20 protein-coding genes are annotated in these 17,076 nt (G+C 65.3%); 16 read left to right on the plus strand and 4 right to left on the minus strand.

Annotated features, from left to right (window positions below; translation table 11 throughout):
* Positions 1–171: 171 nt before the first annotated feature.
* The 3 genes from ACQR1D_RS05720 to ACQR1D_RS05730 form a co-directional block, all read right to left on the minus strand.
* Positions 172–1,257, minus strand: a complete 1,086-nt coding sequence (locus tag ACQR1D_RS05720) for a YeeE/YedE family protein (RefSeq protein WP_315805489.1) — start codon at positions 1,255–1,257, stop codon at positions 172–174.
* A gap of 121 nt (positions 1,258–1,378) precedes the next feature.
* Complete coding sequence (locus ACQR1D_RS05725) at positions 1,379–1,729, minus strand: ArsR/SmtB family transcription factor (RefSeq protein ID WP_315805488.1); 351 nt, start codon at positions 1,727–1,729, stop codon at positions 1,379–1,381.
* A 24-nt stretch (positions 1,730–1,753) separates the two neighbouring features.
* The gene (locus ACQR1D_RS05730; protein ID WP_315805523.1) at positions 1,754–2,143 is read right to left on the minus strand and encodes a thioredoxin; all 390 of its coding nucleotides are present in this window, start codon (positions 2,141–2,143) and stop codon (positions 1,754–1,756) included.
* 121 nt (positions 2,144–2,264) lie between these two features.
* Between ACQR1D_RS05730 and ACQR1D_RS05735 the strand changes: the two genes are divergently transcribed.
* Positions 2,265–2,999, plus strand: coding sequence for a cytochrome c biogenesis CcdA family protein (locus ACQR1D_RS05735; protein ID WP_316237062.1), 735 nt, complete (start codon positions 2,265–2,267; stop codon positions 2,997–2,999).
* Here ACQR1D_RS05735 and ACQR1D_RS05740 read toward each other — a convergent pair whose 3' ends face one another.
* Complete coding sequence (locus ACQR1D_RS05740; RefSeq protein WP_434837965.1) at positions 3,000–3,716, minus strand: hypothetical protein; 717 nt, start codon at positions 3,714–3,716, stop codon at positions 3,000–3,002.
* Positions 3,717–3,824: 108 nt separating this feature from the next.
* Between ACQR1D_RS05740 and ACQR1D_RS05745 the strand changes: the two genes are divergently transcribed.
* From ACQR1D_RS05745 to ACQR1D_RS05815, 15 genes are all read left to right on the plus strand, one after another.
* Positions 3,825–4,415: a thioredoxin family protein gene (locus tag ACQR1D_RS05745; protein ID WP_434837964.1), complete on the plus strand. Its 591-nt coding sequence runs from the start codon at positions 3,825–3,827 to the stop codon at positions 4,413–4,415.
* A gap of 129 nt (positions 4,416–4,544) precedes the next feature.
* A complete protein-coding gene (soxX, locus tag ACQR1D_RS05750) occupies positions 4,545–4,988 on the plus strand; it encodes a sulfur oxidation c-type cytochrome SoxX (RefSeq protein WP_315805484.1) in 444 nt (147 codons plus the stop codon).
* Positions 4,989–5,008: 20 nt separating this feature from the next.
* Positions 5,009–5,461 carry a thiosulfate oxidation carrier protein SoxY gene (soxY, locus tag ACQR1D_RS05755; protein ID WP_315805483.1) on the plus strand — a complete coding sequence of 151 codons (453 nt, stop codon included), beginning with the start codon at positions 5,009–5,011 and terminating at the stop codon, positions 5,459–5,461.
* 17 nt (positions 5,462–5,478) lie between these two features.
* Positions 5,479–5,805, plus strand: coding sequence for a thiosulfate oxidation carrier complex protein SoxZ (gene soxZ / locus ACQR1D_RS05760; protein WP_315718309.1), 327 nt, complete (start codon positions 5,479–5,481; stop codon positions 5,803–5,805).
* Positions 5,806–5,838: 33 nt separating this feature from the next.
* On the plus strand, positions 5,839–6,663 hold the full coding sequence (soxA, locus tag ACQR1D_RS05765) for a sulfur oxidation c-type cytochrome SoxA (protein ID WP_316217968.1): 825 nt from the start codon (positions 5,839–5,841) through the stop codon (positions 6,661–6,663).
* A gap of 24 nt (positions 6,664–6,687) precedes the next feature.
* Positions 6,688–8,382, plus strand: coding sequence for a thiosulfohydrolase SoxB (soxB, locus tag ACQR1D_RS05770; protein ID WP_316183586.1), 1,695 nt, complete (start codon positions 6,688–6,690; stop codon positions 8,380–8,382).
* A gap of 5 nt (positions 8,383–8,387) precedes the next feature.
* A complete protein-coding gene (soxC, locus tag ACQR1D_RS05775; RefSeq protein WP_434837963.1) occupies positions 8,388–9,671 on the plus strand; it encodes a sulfite dehydrogenase in 1,284 nt (427 codons plus the stop codon).
* Positions 9,610–10,368, plus strand: a complete 759-nt coding sequence (locus ACQR1D_RS05780) for a c-type cytochrome (RefSeq protein WP_434837962.1) — start codon at positions 9,610–9,612, stop codon at positions 10,366–10,368. Before soxC ends, ACQR1D_RS05780 begins: the two co-directional genes overlap by 62 nt.
* Positions 10,369–10,394: 26 nt before the next feature.
* Positions 10,395–10,829, plus strand: a complete 435-nt coding sequence (locus tag ACQR1D_RS05785) for a DsrE family protein (protein WP_315805522.1) — start codon at positions 10,395–10,397, stop codon at positions 10,827–10,829.
* 10 nt (positions 10,830–10,839) lie between these two features.
* Positions 10,840–11,742 (plus strand): alpha/beta hydrolase, encoded by a 903-nt coding sequence (locus ACQR1D_RS05790; protein WP_434837961.1) that lies wholly within the window; start codon positions 10,840–10,842, stop codon positions 11,740–11,742.
* A gap of 8 nt (positions 11,743–11,750) precedes the next feature.
* Positions 11,751–12,191, plus strand: a complete 441-nt coding sequence (locus tag ACQR1D_RS05795) for a DsrE family protein (protein ID WP_409997992.1) — start codon at positions 11,751–11,753, stop codon at positions 12,189–12,191.
* A 68-nt stretch (positions 12,192–12,259) separates the two neighbouring features.
* Positions 12,260–13,360, plus strand: a complete 1,101-nt coding sequence (locus ACQR1D_RS05800) for a YeeE/YedE family protein (protein ID WP_315805477.1) — start codon at positions 12,260–12,262, stop codon at positions 13,358–13,360.
* A gap of 408 nt (positions 13,361–13,768) precedes the next feature.
* The gene (locus ACQR1D_RS05805) at positions 13,769–15,457 is read left to right on the plus strand and encodes a methyl-accepting chemotaxis protein (protein ID WP_434893769.1); all 1,689 of its coding nucleotides are present in this window, start codon (positions 13,769–13,771) and stop codon (positions 15,455–15,457) included.
* A 472-nt stretch (positions 15,458–15,929) separates the two neighbouring features.
* The gene (locus ACQR1D_RS05810) at positions 15,930–16,472 is read left to right on the plus strand and encodes a YeeE/YedE thiosulfate transporter family protein (protein WP_315805520.1); all 543 of its coding nucleotides are present in this window, start codon (positions 15,930–15,932) and stop codon (positions 16,470–16,472) included.
* 10 nt (positions 16,473–16,482) lie between these two features.
* Positions 16,483–17,040, plus strand: a complete 558-nt coding sequence (locus ACQR1D_RS05815) for a YeeE/YedE thiosulfate transporter family protein (RefSeq protein WP_315805475.1) — start codon at positions 16,483–16,485, stop codon at positions 17,038–17,040.
* Positions 17,041–17,076: the final 36 nt, after the last annotated feature.

The following is a 17,076-nucleotide window of genomic DNA, read 5'->3' on the forward strand; positions in this document are numbered from 1 at the left end:
GGGGACTGCGCTCCAGACGGGCCACTGGGAGTGGGCAGTCAATTTGCGAAGCTTGCGTTGAACTGAAAGCGTTGAGGGAACGGACGAAATCCACGGTCCGCTTGCCTGCGGCACAGCGTCATTGGCCAGCCGTGGGAGCAAGTTCGCACATTGCGCGAGCGTAGCCGCTCGTCACGATGTCAGACGCAGCAGGTTGCGCACGGCAGGGCGCCATTCGCCGGTCATGGTGTATTCGAGGCCGAGACGTGCGCCGCAGGTGATCGCCAGCATCGTCAGCGGTGCCGAGACCGCCAGCGTCGAGAAGGCCGAGAGGCCCTGTCCGATCGTGCAGCCCATCGACATGATGCCGCCGGTGCCCATCAGCAGTGCGCCGGTCATGTGACGCTTCAGCTCGCGCGCGTCGTCGCAGGCTTCCCAGCGGAAAACGCGCGAAAACATCGCCGCGACGAACGAGCCCAGGATCACGCCGGCGACCGAGCCGATCGCGAAGTCGGCGTGCGTGCCCGAAAGCGTGGCGATGTAGAGCACGGTGTTGCCGAGCGGGGCAACGAAGGTGAGGGATGCCACGCGCGCCGGATCGAAATCGTCATTGCCGAGCCAGCTGGTGGCGAACCAGCCGAACGCCACCGCGAAGCCCACGGCGAGGCCGGATAGCAGCAGGCGCGGCGATCTCACGAGGCGCCCGTCGGCCAGTGCCCAGGCCGCGAGCGCAACTGCTGCGACGGATACGGTCAGCGGCCGCGCATATGAGCCGAGTGCGGACGACAGCAGCGCATCCATGCCCTGGGTCATGGTCTCGGGCAGGCGGATGGAGAGCGGCTCGATCAGCGAGATGCGCAGGAATCCCGTGAGCCCGCGCATCGCGGCTAGGGCCGACACGCCCAGCACCAGGAACACGACGATGGCGCGCAGGTCGCCGCCGCCGATCCGGACCAGCGTGCCGAAGCCGCAGGTGCCGACGAGGGCCATCCCGATTCCGAACAACAAGCCGCCGATGATGGCGCCGCCGAGCGGAATCGAGGATGTCAAATAGATCGAGCGCGACAGGTCGATCAGGCCGAAGCTGGCGAGCAACTGGGTTGCGACCAGCGCCACCGCGGCCGCGAGCGCGAACGATTTGAGCCGGCGGGTATCGGCGCCGAAGAACGCGTCCTCCAGCATCGCGAGCGTACAGAAGCGGCCGGCGCGGCCGGCGACGCCGAGGACGGCGCCCGCGAGCAGCCCACACATGAACGTCAGTGCTGACGGGCCGAGCATTCCTCTCCGACGTCCTCGTTGGTTTCCCGGTATTGTGCTCCAGGAACGGCGGGGACGCCAGACCTCTTGCGCCGCTACAGGGCGCGCCGATGCGAAGCCCGAGACCGCGAGGGCGAACCTGTCAGCGGCGGCGCTTGCGGACCGGCTCGCAATAGACGTCGTAGATCGCCGTCAGGATCTTGCGGACATCTTCGCTCGCAAGGCTGTAGTAGATCGTCTTGCCGTCGCGCCGCGTCGTGACCAGCCGGTCGAGCCTGAGACGGGCGAGCTGCTGCGAGACGGTCGACTGCCGCTCGCCCAGGAACTGCTCGAGCTCGGTGACGGATTTTTCGCCTTCGGCGAGGATACAGAGCAGCAAAAGCCGGGACTCGTGGGACAGCGCCTTCAGCATCTCGCTGGCTTCCCGCGCCTTCTCGATCATCTGCTCGAGCTCGGCAGAGGTTTCGATGTCCTTCAAGTTCGGCAGCGGCATGAATTCGGGATCCCTCGGTTGGCGTCAGGAGCGGGCCGGCGCCCCGCTTGTAGCATTCATTATACGACCCAGCATCCCAAAGAAAAACGCGTCGCCGGGATAGCCGCGGATGCGTCCGATCTCGCGGCCCTGATCGACCACCACGAAGGTCGGGGTGAACGCTCCCGGATCGATACCGGACAGGTCCGTCGGCAGCGGCTTGGCAAGGTCGACCCGTCGCAGCGGCAGCGCGCGCCCCTCGTCGGTCTTGTCGTAGATCGGACCGATTTCCGCGTTGAAGCGGGCGCACCAGCCGCAGCCCGGACGTTCGAACATCACGAGCTCGGAGGCGAAAGCCGGCGACGAGAGGCAAATGCCGGTCACCACCGCTCCTGCGAGCGTTGCGAATCCGCGCGATGCAGTTCTGCCGGTCATGCCGAGATCCTCTCTGGACTTGTCGGTCAATCTATCATTAAATTCGAATATGTACTAGTGCGCGATTTCCGAATCCTGCCCGGCAGGCCGGGCACGCAGCGCTGGCCGACCGGGAGGAAAGATGGATCTCGACGTCACGCTGGGCGCCGCGCTGGCCGCGGGTCTGTTGTCGTTTCTGTCACCGTGCATTCTGCCGCTGGTCCCGCCGTTCCTGTGCTACATGGCCGGCGTCTCGGCGGCCGACGCGATCGGCGAAACCAGCATGGCCCAGCGGCGGCGGACGGTGCTGACGGCGCTGTGCTTCGTCGGCGGTTTTTCGCTGGTGTTCGTCGGTCTCGGCGCCACCGCCTCGGTGTTCGGACGGTTCATCGCCGGCCATCTCAGCCAGCTCGGCATCCTCGCCGGCCTCGTCATCATCATGATGGGGCTGCACTTCCTCGGGGTGCTCCGGATTCCGCTGCTGTACCGGAGCGCGACGATCGACGTCGGACGCAAGCCGGCCGGCCTGCTCGGTGCGTTCGTGATGGGACTGGCCTTCGCCTTCGGCTGGACGCCGTGCGCGGGGCCGGTCCTGGCCGCCGTGCTGATGATGGCCGGCGCGGAGGCGACGGTGGGGAAGGGCGCGCTGCTGCTCGCCGCCTACTCGGTCGGGACCGGCATCCCGTTCCTGATCGCCGCTGCCTTTACGGGGCAGTTCATGACCATGCTCAAGGGCATCAAGCCGCATCTCCCCCTGGTCGAGAAGACGATGGGCGGCTTTCTCGTCCTGACCGGCGCTGCCTTTCTCGCCGGCGTGATCCCACGGATGTCGGAATGGATCTTCGAGCGCTTTCCGTCGCTCGCCACCATCGGCTGATCAGCCGAAGCGGAAGTCCAATAGATTGACGAAGGACTGCAGTTCGATCTCATAGCGATGCACCAGGCCGGCGTCGCTCTCGCGCGCAGCGCGGCCGATCTCGTTGGCACTCGTCGAGGCGCCGTCGATCAGGCGGCGGAATTCGGCCTGGCTCGCCACGTCGGGCGTGGCGAGGCCGTTGCAGCGTTGCAGCCGGTCGCGCAGCGCTGTGCCGGCCTGGACGACCTCGCCAGGCTCGGCCTTGCCCGCTGCGAACCGCGCCGCGGCGTTGCGCAACGCGTCCATGACGGGTGACAGGTCGAACACGCAATCACTGAGCTCGACCACGCCGGCGTCCTGCCTCAGGGCGTGAAGCGACCGGCGCAACGCGGCAATGGCCGCCGCAGCGCGTGCCCCGTCACCTGCGGTCAGCGCTTCGTCCGCCTGCTTCAGGCGATCGTTGCCGGTGGCGATCAGCTCTGCAAAGGATCTGGCCGAATAGGGCGCATGGGAGCGCTCGGCGAGCCGGCTGAGCCTGCCCCAGGCGATCCGGGCGTCGTCGAGCTCGATCTGCGCCAGGCCCACATTGCCGGTGCGGCCATAGCTCGCGGCTGTGCGCAGGCTGGCCATCGCCGAGTGCATGAAGGCAGCAACATCCGCGTTCCCTTCGGCGTGCCCACGGACGCCATGCGTGAGGCATGACAGCACGAGCGACAGCATGATGACGCGGCGCAGCATCGAATGTCCTTTTCACATTCTGTTATTCGAATATCATGTATCGAAATTCCGTGGACTTGGCAAAGTGGACTTGGTGCCAGTGACTTGGCAAAGCGCGCGAGCAGGCTGATGACGACGAACCGGACGATGACACGGCGCAATCTGGTTGCGCTGCTGCCTGCCGCGGCGGCCGTCGGCCTGGCCTCAGCGCCGGCGCAGGCCGACGCGGTGCTGGGCGACGACGGGCTCTATCACCAGTCCTGGTTTCTCAACAGCTTCCTGGACCTGCGCGAGGATCTCGAAAGCGCGGCGTCGGAAGGCAAACGGCTTGCGATCATGTGGGAGCTGCGCGGCTGCCCGTATTGCCGCGAGACGCATCTGGTGAACTTTGCCGATCAAGAGATCACGGACTACATCCGTGCCAATTTCGAAGTGCTGCAGCTCAACCTGCTCGGCGCGCGCAAGGTGATCGACTTCGACGGCAAGGAGCTCACCGAGAAGGAGCTCGCCGAGCGCTACGCGATCCGCTTCACGCCGACGTTCCAGTTCTTTCCGCCATCGGCCGAGGGCGTCTCTGCGAAGGAGCCGCTCGCGCGCGAGGTGGCGCGCGCGCCGGGCTATCTCAAGCCGCCGCATTTCCTCGCAATGTTCCGCTTCGTGCGCGAGAGGGCCTATGAGCGCGGCACATTCCGCGACTATCTCGCTTCGACCAAGGGTTGAGTGCACTGCGGCATCGAAATACGCTTGACACCAATCACATTATCAAATCATAATTCTTGAATATGATGGATCGTAAGTCCGTCGTGTCATCGTAAGGCGAGGGGACGCCTCGTCGGTCAGGGTGGAAACATGCGCCGTTTGATTCCGGCCGCCTTGCTGTGCGTGTTGCTGTCGGCAACCGCGCGAGGTGACGAGCCGATCAGGCTCGATGTCGTCGACTATGCCATTCCGAAATCGCTGACGGGCGCGCCCGGCAATGCCGATGCCGGCAAGAAGGTGTTCTTGACGCGGACGCTGGGCAATTGCCTCGCCTGCCATCAGGTGTCGTCGCTGAAGTCGGAAGAGTTTCACGGCGAGTTCGGTCCGTCGCTCGACGGCGTCGCGACCCGCTACAACACGGCGCAACTGCGCCTGATCGTCGCCGATCCCAAGCGCATCTTCACCGACACGGTGATGCCCGCCTTCTACAAGAACGACGGACTCAATCGCGTCAGGCCTGAGTTCGTCGGCAAACCCGTCCTCACCGCCGCGCAGGTCGAGGACGTCGTCGCCTATCTCGAAACATTGAAATAACCGCCTCTGGAGGATGATGCATGGGCGCAATCAACAGACGACAGGCGTTCCTTCTCGGCGGCGGTTTCGTCGCTTTGACGGTGCTGCCGATGGCCGCCAACGCCGAGCCGAGCAACGACGCGGCCGAGATGATCAAGAAGTTCACCGGCGGCAAGGAAGCGGCCAAGGGCAAGATCACGCTCGATCTGCCTGAGATCGCCGAGAACGGCAACACCGTGCCGCTCGCGCTCTCGGTCGAAAGCCCGATGACCGCCGAGAACTACGTCAAGGAAGTGCTGTTCGTGGCCGACGGCAATCCGAACGGCGGCGTCGCCACGCTGATGTTCACGCCGATGTCCGGCAAGGCCGAGGCGTCGATCCGTATCCGTCTGGCGCAGACCCAGAACGTGATCGCGGTCGCGAAGATGAGTGACGGTTCGCTCTTCACAGAGCGCAAGACCGTCAAGGTCACCATCGGCGGCTGCGGCGGCTGAGACAGGGAGAGACGAACATGGCAGACAAGCCGCGCATCAAGCTTCCGAAGGAAGCCAAGAAGGGCGAGATCATCCAGATCAAGACGCTGGTCTCGCATCTGATGGAATCGGGTCAGCGCAAGGATGCGCAGGGCAAGCCGATCCCACGCAAGATCATCAACAAGTTCACCTGCGAGTTCAACGGCAAGCCGGTGTTCTCCTGCGCGCTGGAGCCGGCGATCTCCGCCAACCCGTACATCCAGTTCGACGCAAGGATCGACGAGGAAGGCACGTTCAAGTTCGCATGGACGGATGACGATGGCTCCGTCGTGACGGCCGAAGAGAAGATCGCGTTGAAGGCCTGATCGGCAGCGTGTGATCGCTAGGAGGAGTGACGGATGTCCATTCGCTACGGTTCTCTCGCCGTCCTGGCGTCGGCCGCGCTGGCCCTGTCGGCAGTCGCGACGTTCGGCCAGGAGGCCGAACGGAAGGGCATTCCGGCGCCTCCCGGCCACGTCTTCAAGACCATCATCTCGGGCTATCAGTTCCGCACCAAGGAAACGCGCGCGCTCCAGGATGACGATCTGGAGAATCCCGGCTTCCTCGCGGTGGAGCGGGCCGCCGACGTCTGGAAGACGGTCGACGGCGGCGAAGGCAAGTCGTGCATGAGCTGCCACGGCGAGGCGGAAAAGACCATGAAGGGCGTCGGCGCGGCCATGCCCAAATGGAGCGAGAAGCTCAACAAGCCGGTCAATCTTGAGCAGCAGATCAACATCTGCCGCACCGAGCACATGAAGGCGCAGCCCTGGCCGTTCAAGTCCAAGGAGCTGACGGACATGACGACCTTCGTCCGCTATCAGTCGCGCGGCATGCCTGTGGCGGTGAAGACCGACGGCCCGATGTCGCCGTGGTTCGAGAAGGGCAAGGAGATCTACTACACGCGGGTCGGCCAGCTCGATCTCGCCTGCGCCTCCTGCCACGAGAAGAACAACGGCAAGTTCATGCGCGCCGATTTTCTGAGCCAAGGCCAGACCAACGGCTTTCCGACCTACCGGCTGCGCGATCAGCGCCTGGTCCCGCTGCACGAACGGTTCGAGGGCTGCATGTTCGACGTTCGCGGCGTGCCCTACAAGCCGCTGTCGGACGAGTTCCTCGCGCTCGAAATCTACGTCGCCTGGCGCGGCATCGGGCTTCCCGTCGAGACACCGTCGGTCCGCAACTAGCCGCGGCCACAAGGAAGACACATCATGATATCGCGTCGCGAATTCGTTCAGGTCGCATTGGCGGCGGCTGCCTTGACGGGTGGCTCCGGTCTTGCGGGTGCGACCCGCGCCTTTGCTCAGCAGAAGCTGACCGAGAAGGAGCTGCTGGCGTTCGATCCGGTCGGCAACGTCACCTTGGTGCATGTCACCGACATCCACGGCCAGCTGATGCCGCTGTATTTCCGCGAGCCGTCGACCAATCTCGGCGTCGGTGACGCCAAGGGCCAGCCGCCGCATGTCACCGGCAAGGATTTCCTCACCCGCTTCGGCATCGCGCCGGGCTCGTCGTCGGCCTATGCGCTGACCTCGGAGGATTTCGAGGCGCTCGCCAAGACGTACGGGCGGATCGGCGGGCTCGACCGCGCCGCCACCGTCATCAAGGCCATCCGCGCCGAGCGCGGCGACAAGGTCGTGCTGCTCGACGGCGGCGATACCTGGCAGGGATCCTGGACGTCGCTGAAGACCCGCGGCCAGGACATGATCGACTGCATGGCGCTGCTGAAGCCGGATGCGATGACCGGGCATTGGGAGTTCACCTACGGCACCGAGCGCGTCAAGCAGGCGGTCGATGGTTTGGGCTTCCCCTTCCTCGGCCTCAACATCCGCGACACCGAATGGAACGAGCCGGCGTTCGAAGCCTCGACGATGATCGAGCGCGGCGGCGTCAAGATCGCGGTGCTCGGCCAGGCCTTCCCGTACACGCCGGTCGCCAATCCCCGCTGGATGATTCCGAACTGGTCGTTCGGCGTGCGCGAGGAGGATGTTCAGACCCAGGTCGACAAGGCGCGCAAGGACGGCGCCGGCCTCGTGGTGCTGCTGTCACACAACGGCTTCGACGTCGACCGCAAGCTGGCCAGCCGCGTCAAGGGTCTCGACGTCATTCTCACGGGTCACACCCATGATGCATTGCCTGAAGCGGTCAAGGTCGGCAAGACGCTGCTGATCGCGTCGGGGTCGTCCGGCAAGTTCGTCTCGCGGCTCGATCTCGACGTCAAGGACGGCGAGGTGAAGGGCTATCGTTACAAGCTGATCCCGCTGTTCTCCGACGTGATCACGCCGGACCCGGCGATGGCGGCGAAGATCGCCGAGGTGCGCAAGCCGTTTGCCGCCGATCTTGCCCGCCCGCTGGGACGGACCGAGACGCTGCTGTATCGCCGCGGCAATTTCAACGGCACGTTCGACGACCTCATCTGCCAGGCGCTGCTGCAGGAACGCGATGCCGAGATCGCGCTGTCGCCGGGCTTCCGCTGGGGCACAAGCGTGATGCCGGGCCAGGACATCACCTTCGAGGACGTCACCAACGCCACCGCGATCACCTATCCGGCCGTCTATCGCATGGGCATGACCGGCACGCGGCTGAAGGAGATCATCGAGGACGTCGCCGACAACCTGTTCAACGTCGATCCCTACTACCAGCAGGGCGGCGACATGGTCCGCATCGGCGGCATGTCCTATGCCATCGACGTCAACAAGCCGCAGGGACAGCGCATCTCCGACATGCGCCTGATCAAGACCGGCGCCGCGATCGATCCGGCGCGCGAGTATCAGGTCGCGGGCTGGGCCAGCGTCAACGAAGGCACGCAGGGGCCGCCGATCTGGGAGGTCGTGTCGAGCTATCTGCAGCGCCAGAAAACCGTTCGTCTCGAGCCCAACCGGGCCGTCAAAGTCTCCGGAGTGTGACGACGATGTCCAAGGACAAATCACTTCCCTCAGCCTCACGCGCCTCGCGTCGTGGTTTCCTGACTGCGGCCGGCGGTCTCGCCGCCACCGCGCTGGCCTCGCAGGCGCGAGCCGGCGCCGGCAATCCCGCCAACCAGCCGCCGAACGTGCCGGAATGGACGCGCACCCTCGGCGAGGGCGTCGCCGTCCGGCCCTACGGCAAGCCGTCGAAGTTCGAGAAGGACGTCGTCCGCCGCGACGTCGAATGGCTGACGGCTTCGCGCGAATCCTCGGTCAGCTTCACGCCGCTGCACGAGCTGGAAGGCATCATCACGCCGAACGGACTGTGCTTCGAACGCCATCACGGCGGCGTGGCCGACGTGGATCCGGCCGATCACCGGCTGATGATCCACGGCCTGGTCGAGCGGCCGCTGCTGCTGTCGCTCGACGAGCTCAAGCGCTATCCGCGCGTCAACCGCATCCACTTCATGGAATGCGCTGCCAACTCCGGCATGGAGTGGCGCGGCGCCCAGCTCAATGGCTGCCAGTTCACGCATGGCATGATCCACTGCGTGCAATATACCGGCGTCTCGCTGCGCACCCTGCTCGAAGAGGCCGGCGTCAAGACCAACGGCAAATGGCTGCTGGTGGAGGGCGCCGACTCCGCGTCGATGGATCGCAGCCTGCCGATCGAGAAGGCGCTCGACGACTGCATCATCGCCTACAAGATGAACGGCGAGGCGCTGTATCCCGAGCAGGGCTATCCGATGCGCCTGGTCGTACCCGGATGGCAGGGCAATCTCTGGGTCAAATGGCTGCGCCGCATCAAGGTCGGCGACCAGCCCTGGCACACCCGCGAGGAGACCTCGAAGTACACGGATCTTTTGCCGAACGGCAAGGCGCGACGCTTCACCTGGGCGATGGATGCGAAGTCGGTGATCACGAGCCCGAGCCCGCAGGCGCCGATCAAGCATGGCAAGGGCTTTACGATCGTGTCGGGCCTGGCGTGGTCGGGCAACGGCAAGGTCAAGCGCGTCGACGTCTCGCTCGATGGCGGCCGCAACTGGTGGCCGGCGCGGATCGACGGCCCGGTGCTCGACAAGGCGCTGACGCGCTTCTACTACGAGTTCGACTGGAACGGCGAGCCGCTGCTCTTGCAGTCGCGGGTCCAGGATGAGACCGGCTACGTCCAGCCGTCCAAGGCCGAACTGCGCAAGGTGCGCGGCTACAATTCCATCTATCACAACAATGGCATCCAGACCTGGCACGTGCAGGCAAACGGTGAGGTCGAGAATGTCGAGGTCGCCTAAGCTCATCATTGCCGCCGCAGCGCTCGCAACCCTTGCGGGCTCGGTGGCATTCGCCGGCGGTCCGAGCGAGAAGACAGAGGCCAAGATTGATGTAAAGGCGCCGCAGCGCTTCAACATCGGCCGCGCGCCGAGCGCCGAGGAGATCCGCGGCTGGGACATCGACGTGCGTCCGGACGGACAGGGGCTGCCCGTCGGCAAGGGCACCGTCGCCCAGGGCGAGAAGCTGTTCATGGACAATTGCGCCAGTTGCCATGGCGAATTCGGCGAGGGCGCCGGCCGCTGGCCGGTGCTTGCCGGCGGCAAGGGATCGCTGACATCAGACAATCCGGTCAAGACGGTCGGCTCCTACTGGCCCTATGCCTCGACGCTGTTCGACTACGTCCGCCACGCGATGCCGTTCGGCAGCCCGCAGTCGCTGAAGGTCGACGAGTACTATGCGCTGGTCGCCTATGTGCTCTATCTGAACGACGTGATCACCGATCAGAACTTCGAGCTGAGCAACAGCAATCTCGCCACGATCAAGATGCCGAACGAGGGCGGGTTCATCATGGATGACCGGGCCACGAGCGAGAAGGCGTTCTGGCAGAAGGATCCCTGCATGAAGAACTGCATCGCGCCGGTCAAGATCACCGGACGCGCGACGGCGGTCGACGTCACGCCGGAAGAAAAGGACGGCAAGCCGCGAGGCGTCGAGTGAGGATTGCCGGATGCAGCCGCCGCGAGATGCTGTTGGCGGCCGCATCCGTCGCCCTGGCCGGAAGCGGGGTTGCATCCATCGCCGCTGCAGCCGAGCCACATAGGCTCGCGTTGCAGATCAGCGACGAGGATCCGGCCAAGATGCGCGCGGTGCTCGACGTCGCCGCGAATGTCTCCCGCCACTATTCGGGCGAGGGCGCGGAGGTCGAGATCGTGATCGTCGCGTTCAATGGCGGCCTCGACATGCTGCTGGCCGACCGCTCGCCGGTGAAGGAGCGGGTGCTCGGCTTCGCCAAGTCGATGCCCAATGTGAGCTTCATCGCCTGCGGCAATACCTTGGAGACGCTCGCGAGCAAGGAGGGACGGCGGCCGCCTCTGCTCGATGGTGTCACGGTCGTCAAGACCGGGGTCGCGACCCTGCTGGAGCTGTCCGAGAAGAACTGGACGATCGTGCGTCCCTGAGGAATTTGCGATGCGGTGGTGGCTCGCTCTTGTCGTCTCGTTCATTGCGTCGGTCGCATTCGCGGCCGAGGAGCCGCGCGAGCTCACGATCGGCGGGCGTACGGCGCTCGGCACGCTCCGACTGCCGGCGCAGTCTGGACCGGATGTGCCGCTGGTGCTGATGACGCACGGCACGCTCGCGCACAAGGACATGGAGACCATCCAGGGCCTGTCCAAGGCGTTGGCCGAGCGGGGCATCGCCTCGCTCGCGCACAATCTCGTGCTCGGTCTCGATCGCCGCACCGGCATGTACGATTGTGCCAAACCCCATGACTATGTGACGGACGATGCGGTCGTGGAGATCACCGCCTGGCTGAGCGAAGCGCGCAAGACGTCGTCGCACGTCTTCGTCCTCGGACATTCGCGCGGCGCCAATCAGGTCGCGCGCTATCTAGCCGCCAATCCCAAGGCCGCGGTCGACGGTGCGATCCTCCTGGCGCCGGCGACGGCGAGCATCGAGACCGGCTTGAGAGACGCCTATGCGGAGAGCTACGGCCAGCGATTGGCGCCGCTGCTCGACAAGGCCGAGGCTGCGATCGCCGCCGGGCGCGGCGGTGATTGGATGTCGGTGCCGGGCTTCATCTATTGCCGCGATGCCAAGGTGACGGCGCGCGCATTCGCAGCATTCTATCGCGCCGACCGGCGCCAGGATACGGCGGCGCTGATCGCCGATGTGAGCCTGCCGGTTCTGGTGCTTGCGGCAGCGCAAGACAAGACGGTGCCGGACGTGGCAGCGTCGTTCGCGCCGCTGGCCTCACGCGCCGGCAGCCGTGTCCGACTGGAGACGATTGACGACGCAGATCACTTCTTTCGCGATCTCGCCGCCGAGGATGCCGCTGATCGCATCGCAGGATTCATTGCAGCCGCGCGCTAGGAGCCACCATGGAACGTCGATCTTTGATGCAAGCTGGTCTTGCCAGCCTGTTTGGAATCTTCGGTGTCAGCAGCGCACGCGCGGCGACGGAATCTCCGCGCCAGCGCGTCGCCTATCATCTCGCCGATCAGGACCGCGCCCTGTTCGTTCTCGGCAACCTCCAGAACCACGTCGATGGCACCGGAGGACCTGGACGCGCAGACATTCGCCTGGTGATCCACGGTCCGGGCTTGCGGGCCTTTCATGCGATTTCGGCCGACCAGACCATCTCGGCTCTGGCCGAGCGCCTCATGAAGGCCGGCGTCGGCTTCGAGGCCTGTGCGAACACCATGAAGGCGCAGGGCGTGAAGCTCGACGATCTCTTGCCGGGCTTTGCGGTGGCGGAGAAGGGCGGCGTCGTGCGCCTCACCGAGCTGCAGCAGAGTGGATACGCCTACCTGCGCCCGTGACGGGCACATGCGTCCTTGCCGATGCCGCCCGGCAGGTTGAGCGGCCGGCCTGAACGACGGGAGCGCCTGTGCTCACCGCATTGATCGACCTTCTGGGTGAGGAGCTGGTGTCGCTGCTGTGCGGGCTCGCGGCCGGCGGCGCGTTCGGCTTCTTCGCCCAGCGCAGCCGCTTCTGCCTCCGGGCGGCCACGATCGAGTTCGCGCGCGGGCAGGGCGGTCCGCGGCTGGCGGTGTGGCTCCTCACCTTCGCCTCGGCGCTGCTGGGCACCCAGGCGCTGGTGGCAATGGGCCTGCTCGACGTCTCCGAAGCGCGCCAGCTGGCGCAGCAGGGCAGCATTTCCGGCGCGATGATCGGCGGCACGCTGTTCGGCTGCGGCATGATCCTGGCGAGAGGCTGTGCCAGCCGTCTGCTGGTGCTCTCGGCCAACGGCAATCTGCGGGCGCTGCTGTCCGGCCTCATCTTCGCGGTGACGGCGCAGTCCGCCTATCGCGGCCTGCTCGCGCCGGCACGCGAGTGGCTCACCAATCTTTGGCTCGTCGACGGCGGACCGTCGCGCGACATCATGAGCCTGTTCGGCGGCGGTACGCCCGAGAAGCTCGGCTTCGGCATGCTGTGGTTCCTGGCCGGGCTCGCCGCCGTGTCGAAGTTTCAGGTTGGCCCGAAGATCCTGCGCTCGGCGGTGGCCGCGGGCGCGGCGGTCGCCGGGGGCTGGCTCCTCACCTATCAGCTCGGCCAGGCCTCGTTCTCGCCGGTGCCGCTGAAGAGCCTGACATTCAGCGGTCCTTCGGCGGAGCTGCTGATGCAGGTGCTCGCCAGCCCGCAACTGAAGCCGGGCTTCGATCTCGGCATCATTCCGGGCGTGTTCATCGGCTCGTTCGTTGCGGCCGCGCTGGCGCGCGAACTCAATCTCGAAGGCTTCTCGGATGGGCGCGGCATGCGCCGTTACATGATCGGCGCCGTCCTGATGGGATTCGGCGCGATGCTGGCGGGCGGCTGCGCCGTTGGCGCCGGCGTGACCGGGGCATCGGTGTTCGCGCTCACAGCGTGGATCGTGCTCGGTGGCATGTGGTTGGGTGCGGCCGTCACCGATTTTGTCGTCGACCGCTGGCTGTTCGCCACCAAGCCGGCGCAGAGCCCGGTTCAGTCGCCCTCCGCCATGCCTTCTTGAGGCATCCTGCGGAAGCGAGCCTGCCTCTGCCGAGCGGCATTGCAAATGCAGCGTCAAAGAGCAGCATTCATGAATCTCCGGTCACAGGCTCGTCGATGCCTGGCGTGTCGGCGCACTTCCAGCCTCTGACGAAAAATACTGTCTGATCAGATCGGATCGAACCTGAAGACACGCGTCTTTGCGTCGTCACGCCGGCGCGCAGATCGCGTAGTCCGCGGTTGGCTACAGGAGATGCGCGCCGAACACGGCATTCGGACCATCACGCCCGAACATCACGTTGGTAGATCCCATTCTGGAGATCCCGCATGTTAACCAATTTGCGAAGGTCGGGTGTTACCGTCGCGCGGGGGACGGCGCAATCATGCGGCGGACCGATAGGAATCGCCGGGACGACGAAAGGCACGCGAGATGTCGCAACTCTCCATTCGAGCAAAGATGGCGGCCGTCATTGCGCTGCTGCTGGTGGCGATGTCCATCGTCGGATTGCTGGCCGTCCGCGGCATGCAGACAATCAATACGCATACCGAAATGATCGCCAAGAACTGGCTGCCAAGCGTGCGCGTGCTCGGCGAGTTGCGTTCGGCGATCAACCTCAATCGGGCGCAGCTCCGGGCTTACATGACGGCTGATACGACTGAGGAGAAGGACAATCTCGACCGCAACATGAAGGCAACGCTCGTCGTCATCGCGACGGCGCGCCGCTCCTATGAGGCGATGATCTCGTCGGCCGAGGAGCGCAGCCTGTTCGAGAGCTGGTCTCGGGGCTGGGAGCAATACGTCAAGGCTGCCGATGGTGTGCTCGAGGTGCTGCGCGCAGGGAAAGGCAATACGACCAAGCAGGCGAGCGATCTGTTCAACAAGACGGTCCGGAGCGTCGCCAATCAGTCGGACGAATTTCTTCGGAAGCTGATTGACCTCAACAATCGTGGCGCCGACGCCGAAACCAAGATCGCCGCGGATGGCTATGCGGAGGCATTTGAATTGATGTCGACGGTCATCGTCCTTGCCGTTCTCGCCGGCATCGGCATCGGAAGCTGGTTCGTTCGCGACATTTCCCGGTGCATCGCCTCCATCATCAGGCCGATGCAGGCGCTCGGTGAGGGCAACCTGGCGATGGAGATCCCCTATCGCGGCCAGAAGACCGAAGTAGGCATGATGGCCGACGCCCTGGAGGTCTTCAAGACCGCCCTGATTGCGAAGAAGCAGGCCGACGACATCGCTTCGAAAGAGGCGGAGGTGAAACTGGAACGCAGCCGGCGGCTCGACGAGATCACTGGCCGCTTCGAGGCCGTGGTCGGCGAGATCGTCGACACCGTGTCCACGGCATCGAGCACTCTGGAGGGTCACGCCGGCGGGCTCAGCAACACGGCGAGCCGAGCCCAGAACCTCGCCACGTCCGTCACCGCGGCTTCCGAGGAAGCCTGCACCAATGTGCAGTCGGTGGCATCTGCGACCGAGGAGCTCTCCGCGTCCGTCAACGAGATCAGCAGGCAAGTCCAGGATTCCGCCCGGATGGCCAATGAGGCGGTGGCACAGGCCCGCAAGACCAATGAACAGGTCAGCGAGCTTTCGAAGTCCGCTGCCCGCATCGGCGACGTCGTCGAGCTGATCAATACGATTGCCGGACAGACCAATCTGCTCGCGCTGAATGCAACGATCGAGGCCGCACGCGCCGGCGAGGCCGGCCGCGGATTTGCGGTGGTCGCATCCGAGGTCAAGGCGCTGGCCGAGCAGACGGCGAAGGCCACGGGCGAGATCGGCCAGCAGATATCCGGCATCCAATCCGCCACCCAGCAATCGGTCGGTGCCATCCGCGACATCAGCATCACCATCGAGAAATTGCAGGAGATTTCGTCGACGATCGCATCGGCCGTGGAGCAGCAGGGCGCCGCGACGCAGGAGATCTCGCGCAACGTCCAGCACGCGGCGGCGGGAACGCAGCAGGTCTCGGCCAACGTTGCGGATGTGCAGCGCGGCGCCGTCGATACCGGAACCGCCGCGTCCCAGGTGCTGTCCGCCGCGAAATCGCTGGCCGACGACAGTGCCAGACTGAGCATCGAAGTGAAGAAGTTCATCGCCGGCGTGAGAGCCGCCTAGGAGCTCGCAGCGACCGAGAGCCGCAGAGATCCGATCTCGCCGCCATTCGCCGGGCCGCGTCGGGGGTGCTGGACAGGTGCGCAGGCCCCGGCCACCCCTCGCCGGCCATCGCTTCTGCGTTGGCCTGCGAGCCCAATCTCGATGACTTCTCCCTGCGGCCGCGGCAAGCTGCGCGACCGAGTCGCGTGGTGACGATGGGCTTGCGAGGCCCGCGCCGACATGAATAGAGCGCGTGGGGCCGCGGCGGATCAAGCTCCGCCGCGGCTTGCGCGGGGCTGCCGTTCCCGAAGTCGTCAGTGCCGCTGTTTCCTCACCGTCACGCTGCCGCAGAGCCCCGCCTCTTCACCTATCGGCATCGTCACCTATCGGCACCCGCTGAATTATAATTGCATAAATTCGAATATATGCATATAGTGGCGTACGTCGGTCGCGGCGCTGGGCCGCGTCAGCAGGAGGACCCGTCGTGGCAATGATGAACGACGTCATGGTCAAGGATCTGGGCACGTCCCGGGGGATCGACTGGTCGCCTTATCTGGTCGGCGCCGGCATCGGCATCCTCAGCTGGGTGGCCTTTGCCGGGTTCGGCGACCCGCTCGGCGTGACGACGGCGTTCTCGCGCATCGCGGCGCTGTTCGCCGCGCCGGTGATCGGATCCGACGCCGTCGCCGCCAACAGCTATTGGAAGTCGATGCCGCTGAAATGGGACTATGGCGTCTGGTTTCTGGTCGGCATTCCGCTCGGCGCATTCCTGTCGGCGGTCATCTCCGGCACGTGGCGCCTCGAGCTGGTGCCGGAGGTCTGGAGGGAGCGCTTTGGTCCGTCGGTGTTCAAGCGCTTCGTCGCTGCGTTTCTCGGCGGCATCGTCATCATGTATGGCGCGCGTCTGGCCGGCGGCTGCACCAGCGGACACGGCATTTCAGGCGGTCTGCAACTGGCGCTGTCGAGCTGGCTGTTCCTCGCCGTGATGTTCGCGACCGGCCTTTTCGTGTCGCGCCTCATGTTCCGCAAAGCGTAGGAGAAGGGCCATGACGTCGCTGATGAGCATCGCCGGCCCGCTGTTGATGGGCGCCGTGTTCGGCTATCTGTTACAGCAGGGCAAGGTCACGAGCTGCAACGTGATCGAGAATCAGTTCCGGCTGCGCGACTTCACCGTCTTGAAGGTGATGGGCACCGCGATCGTCGTCGGCGGCATCGGCGTGCTGCTGCTGGTCGACACCGGCAACACCAAATACTACGTCAAGGACGCCAACATGCTCGCGGTCGCGCTCGGCGCGGCGCTTTTCGGCATCGGCATGGTGGTCTACGGCTACTGCCCGGGCACCGCGCTCGGCGCCATCGCCAGCGGCAGCGTGCATGCCGCAGTCGGCGCTTTCGGCATGATCGTCGGCGCGATCCTCTACGCGCTGAGCTTCGACTGGGTGAAGGCCCACGTCCTGAATGTTTGGGCGCTCGGCAAGGTGCGGCTGCCCGACATCACCGGCGTGCCGGATGGCGTCTGGTTCGCCGCGCTCGCGATCGGCGCAGGTGCGTTCTTCTTCTGGGTCGAAGCGTCCGAGGCCAAGGCGAAGCGGACGCAGGGCTAGGCTGAGTCGCCCGAGTGCCCCTACGTCAAACAGTGA

Source organism: Bradyrhizobium sp. HKCCYLRH2047 (genome assembly GCF_051168175.1).
Taxonomy (GTDB): domain Bacteria; phylum Pseudomonadota; class Alphaproteobacteria; order Rhizobiales; family Xanthobacteraceae; genus Bradyrhizobium.

Coding starts and splice junctions, on each gene's coding strand:
- ACQR1D_RS05720 (WP_315805489.1), bottom strand. CDS start 1,257: ATGCTCGGCCCGTCAGCACTGACGTTCATGTGTGGGCTGCTCGCGGGC.
- ACQR1D_RS05725 (WP_315805488.1), bottom strand. CDS start 1,729: ATGCCGCTGCCGAACTTGAAGGACATCGAAACCTCTGCCGAGCTCGAG.
- ACQR1D_RS05730 (WP_315805523.1), bottom strand. CDS start 2,143: ATGACCGGCAGAACTGCATCGCGCGGATTCGCAACGCTCGCAGGAGCG.
- ACQR1D_RS05735 (WP_316237062.1), top strand. CDS start 2,265: ATGGATCTCGACGTCACGCTGGGCGCCGCGCTGGCCGCGGGTCTGTTG.
- ACQR1D_RS05740 (WP_434837965.1), bottom strand. CDS start 3,716: ATGCTGCGCCGCGTCATCATGCTGTCGCTCGTGCTGTCATGCCTCACG.
- ACQR1D_RS05745 (WP_434837964.1), top strand. CDS start 3,825: ATGACGACGAACCGGACGATGACACGGCGCAATCTGGTTGCGCTGCTG.
- soxX (WP_315805484.1), top strand. CDS start 4,545: ATGCGCCGTTTGATTCCGGCCGCCTTGCTGTGCGTGTTGCTGTCGGCA.
- soxY (WP_315805483.1), top strand. CDS start 5,009: ATGGGCGCAATCAACAGACGACAGGCGTTCCTTCTCGGCGGCGGTTTC.
- soxZ (WP_315718309.1), top strand. CDS start 5,479: ATGGCAGACAAGCCGCGCATCAAGCTTCCGAAGGAAGCCAAGAAGGGC.
- soxA (WP_316217968.1), top strand. CDS start 5,839: ATGTCCATTCGCTACGGTTCTCTCGCCGTCCTGGCGTCGGCCGCGCTG.
- soxB (WP_316183586.1), top strand. CDS start 6,688: ATGATATCGCGTCGCGAATTCGTTCAGGTCGCATTGGCGGCGGCTGCC.
- soxC (WP_434837963.1), top strand. CDS start 8,388: ATGTCCAAGGACAAATCACTTCCCTCAGCCTCACGCGCCTCGCGTCGT.
- ACQR1D_RS05780 (WP_434837962.1), top strand. CDS start 9,610: ATGGCATCCAGACCTGGCACGTGCAGGCAAACGGTGAGGTCGAGAATG.
- ACQR1D_RS05785 (WP_315805522.1), top strand. CDS start 10,395: ATGCTGTTGGCGGCCGCATCCGTCGCCCTGGCCGGAAGCGGGGTTGCA.
- ACQR1D_RS05790 (WP_434837961.1), top strand. CDS start 10,840: ATGCGGTGGTGGCTCGCTCTTGTCGTCTCGTTCATTGCGTCGGTCGCA.
- ACQR1D_RS05795 (WP_409997992.1), top strand. CDS start 11,751: ATGGAACGTCGATCTTTGATGCAAGCTGGTCTTGCCAGCCTGTTTGGA.
- ACQR1D_RS05805 (WP_434893769.1), top strand. CDS start 13,769: ATGTCGCAACTCTCCATTCGAGCAAAGATGGCGGCCGTCATTGCGCTG.
- ACQR1D_RS05810 (WP_315805520.1), top strand. CDS start 15,930: ATGAACGACGTCATGGTCAAGGATCTGGGCACGTCCCGGGGGATCGAC.
- ACQR1D_RS05815 (WP_315805475.1), top strand. CDS start 16,483: ATGACGTCGCTGATGAGCATCGCCGGCCCGCTGTTGATGGGCGCCGTG.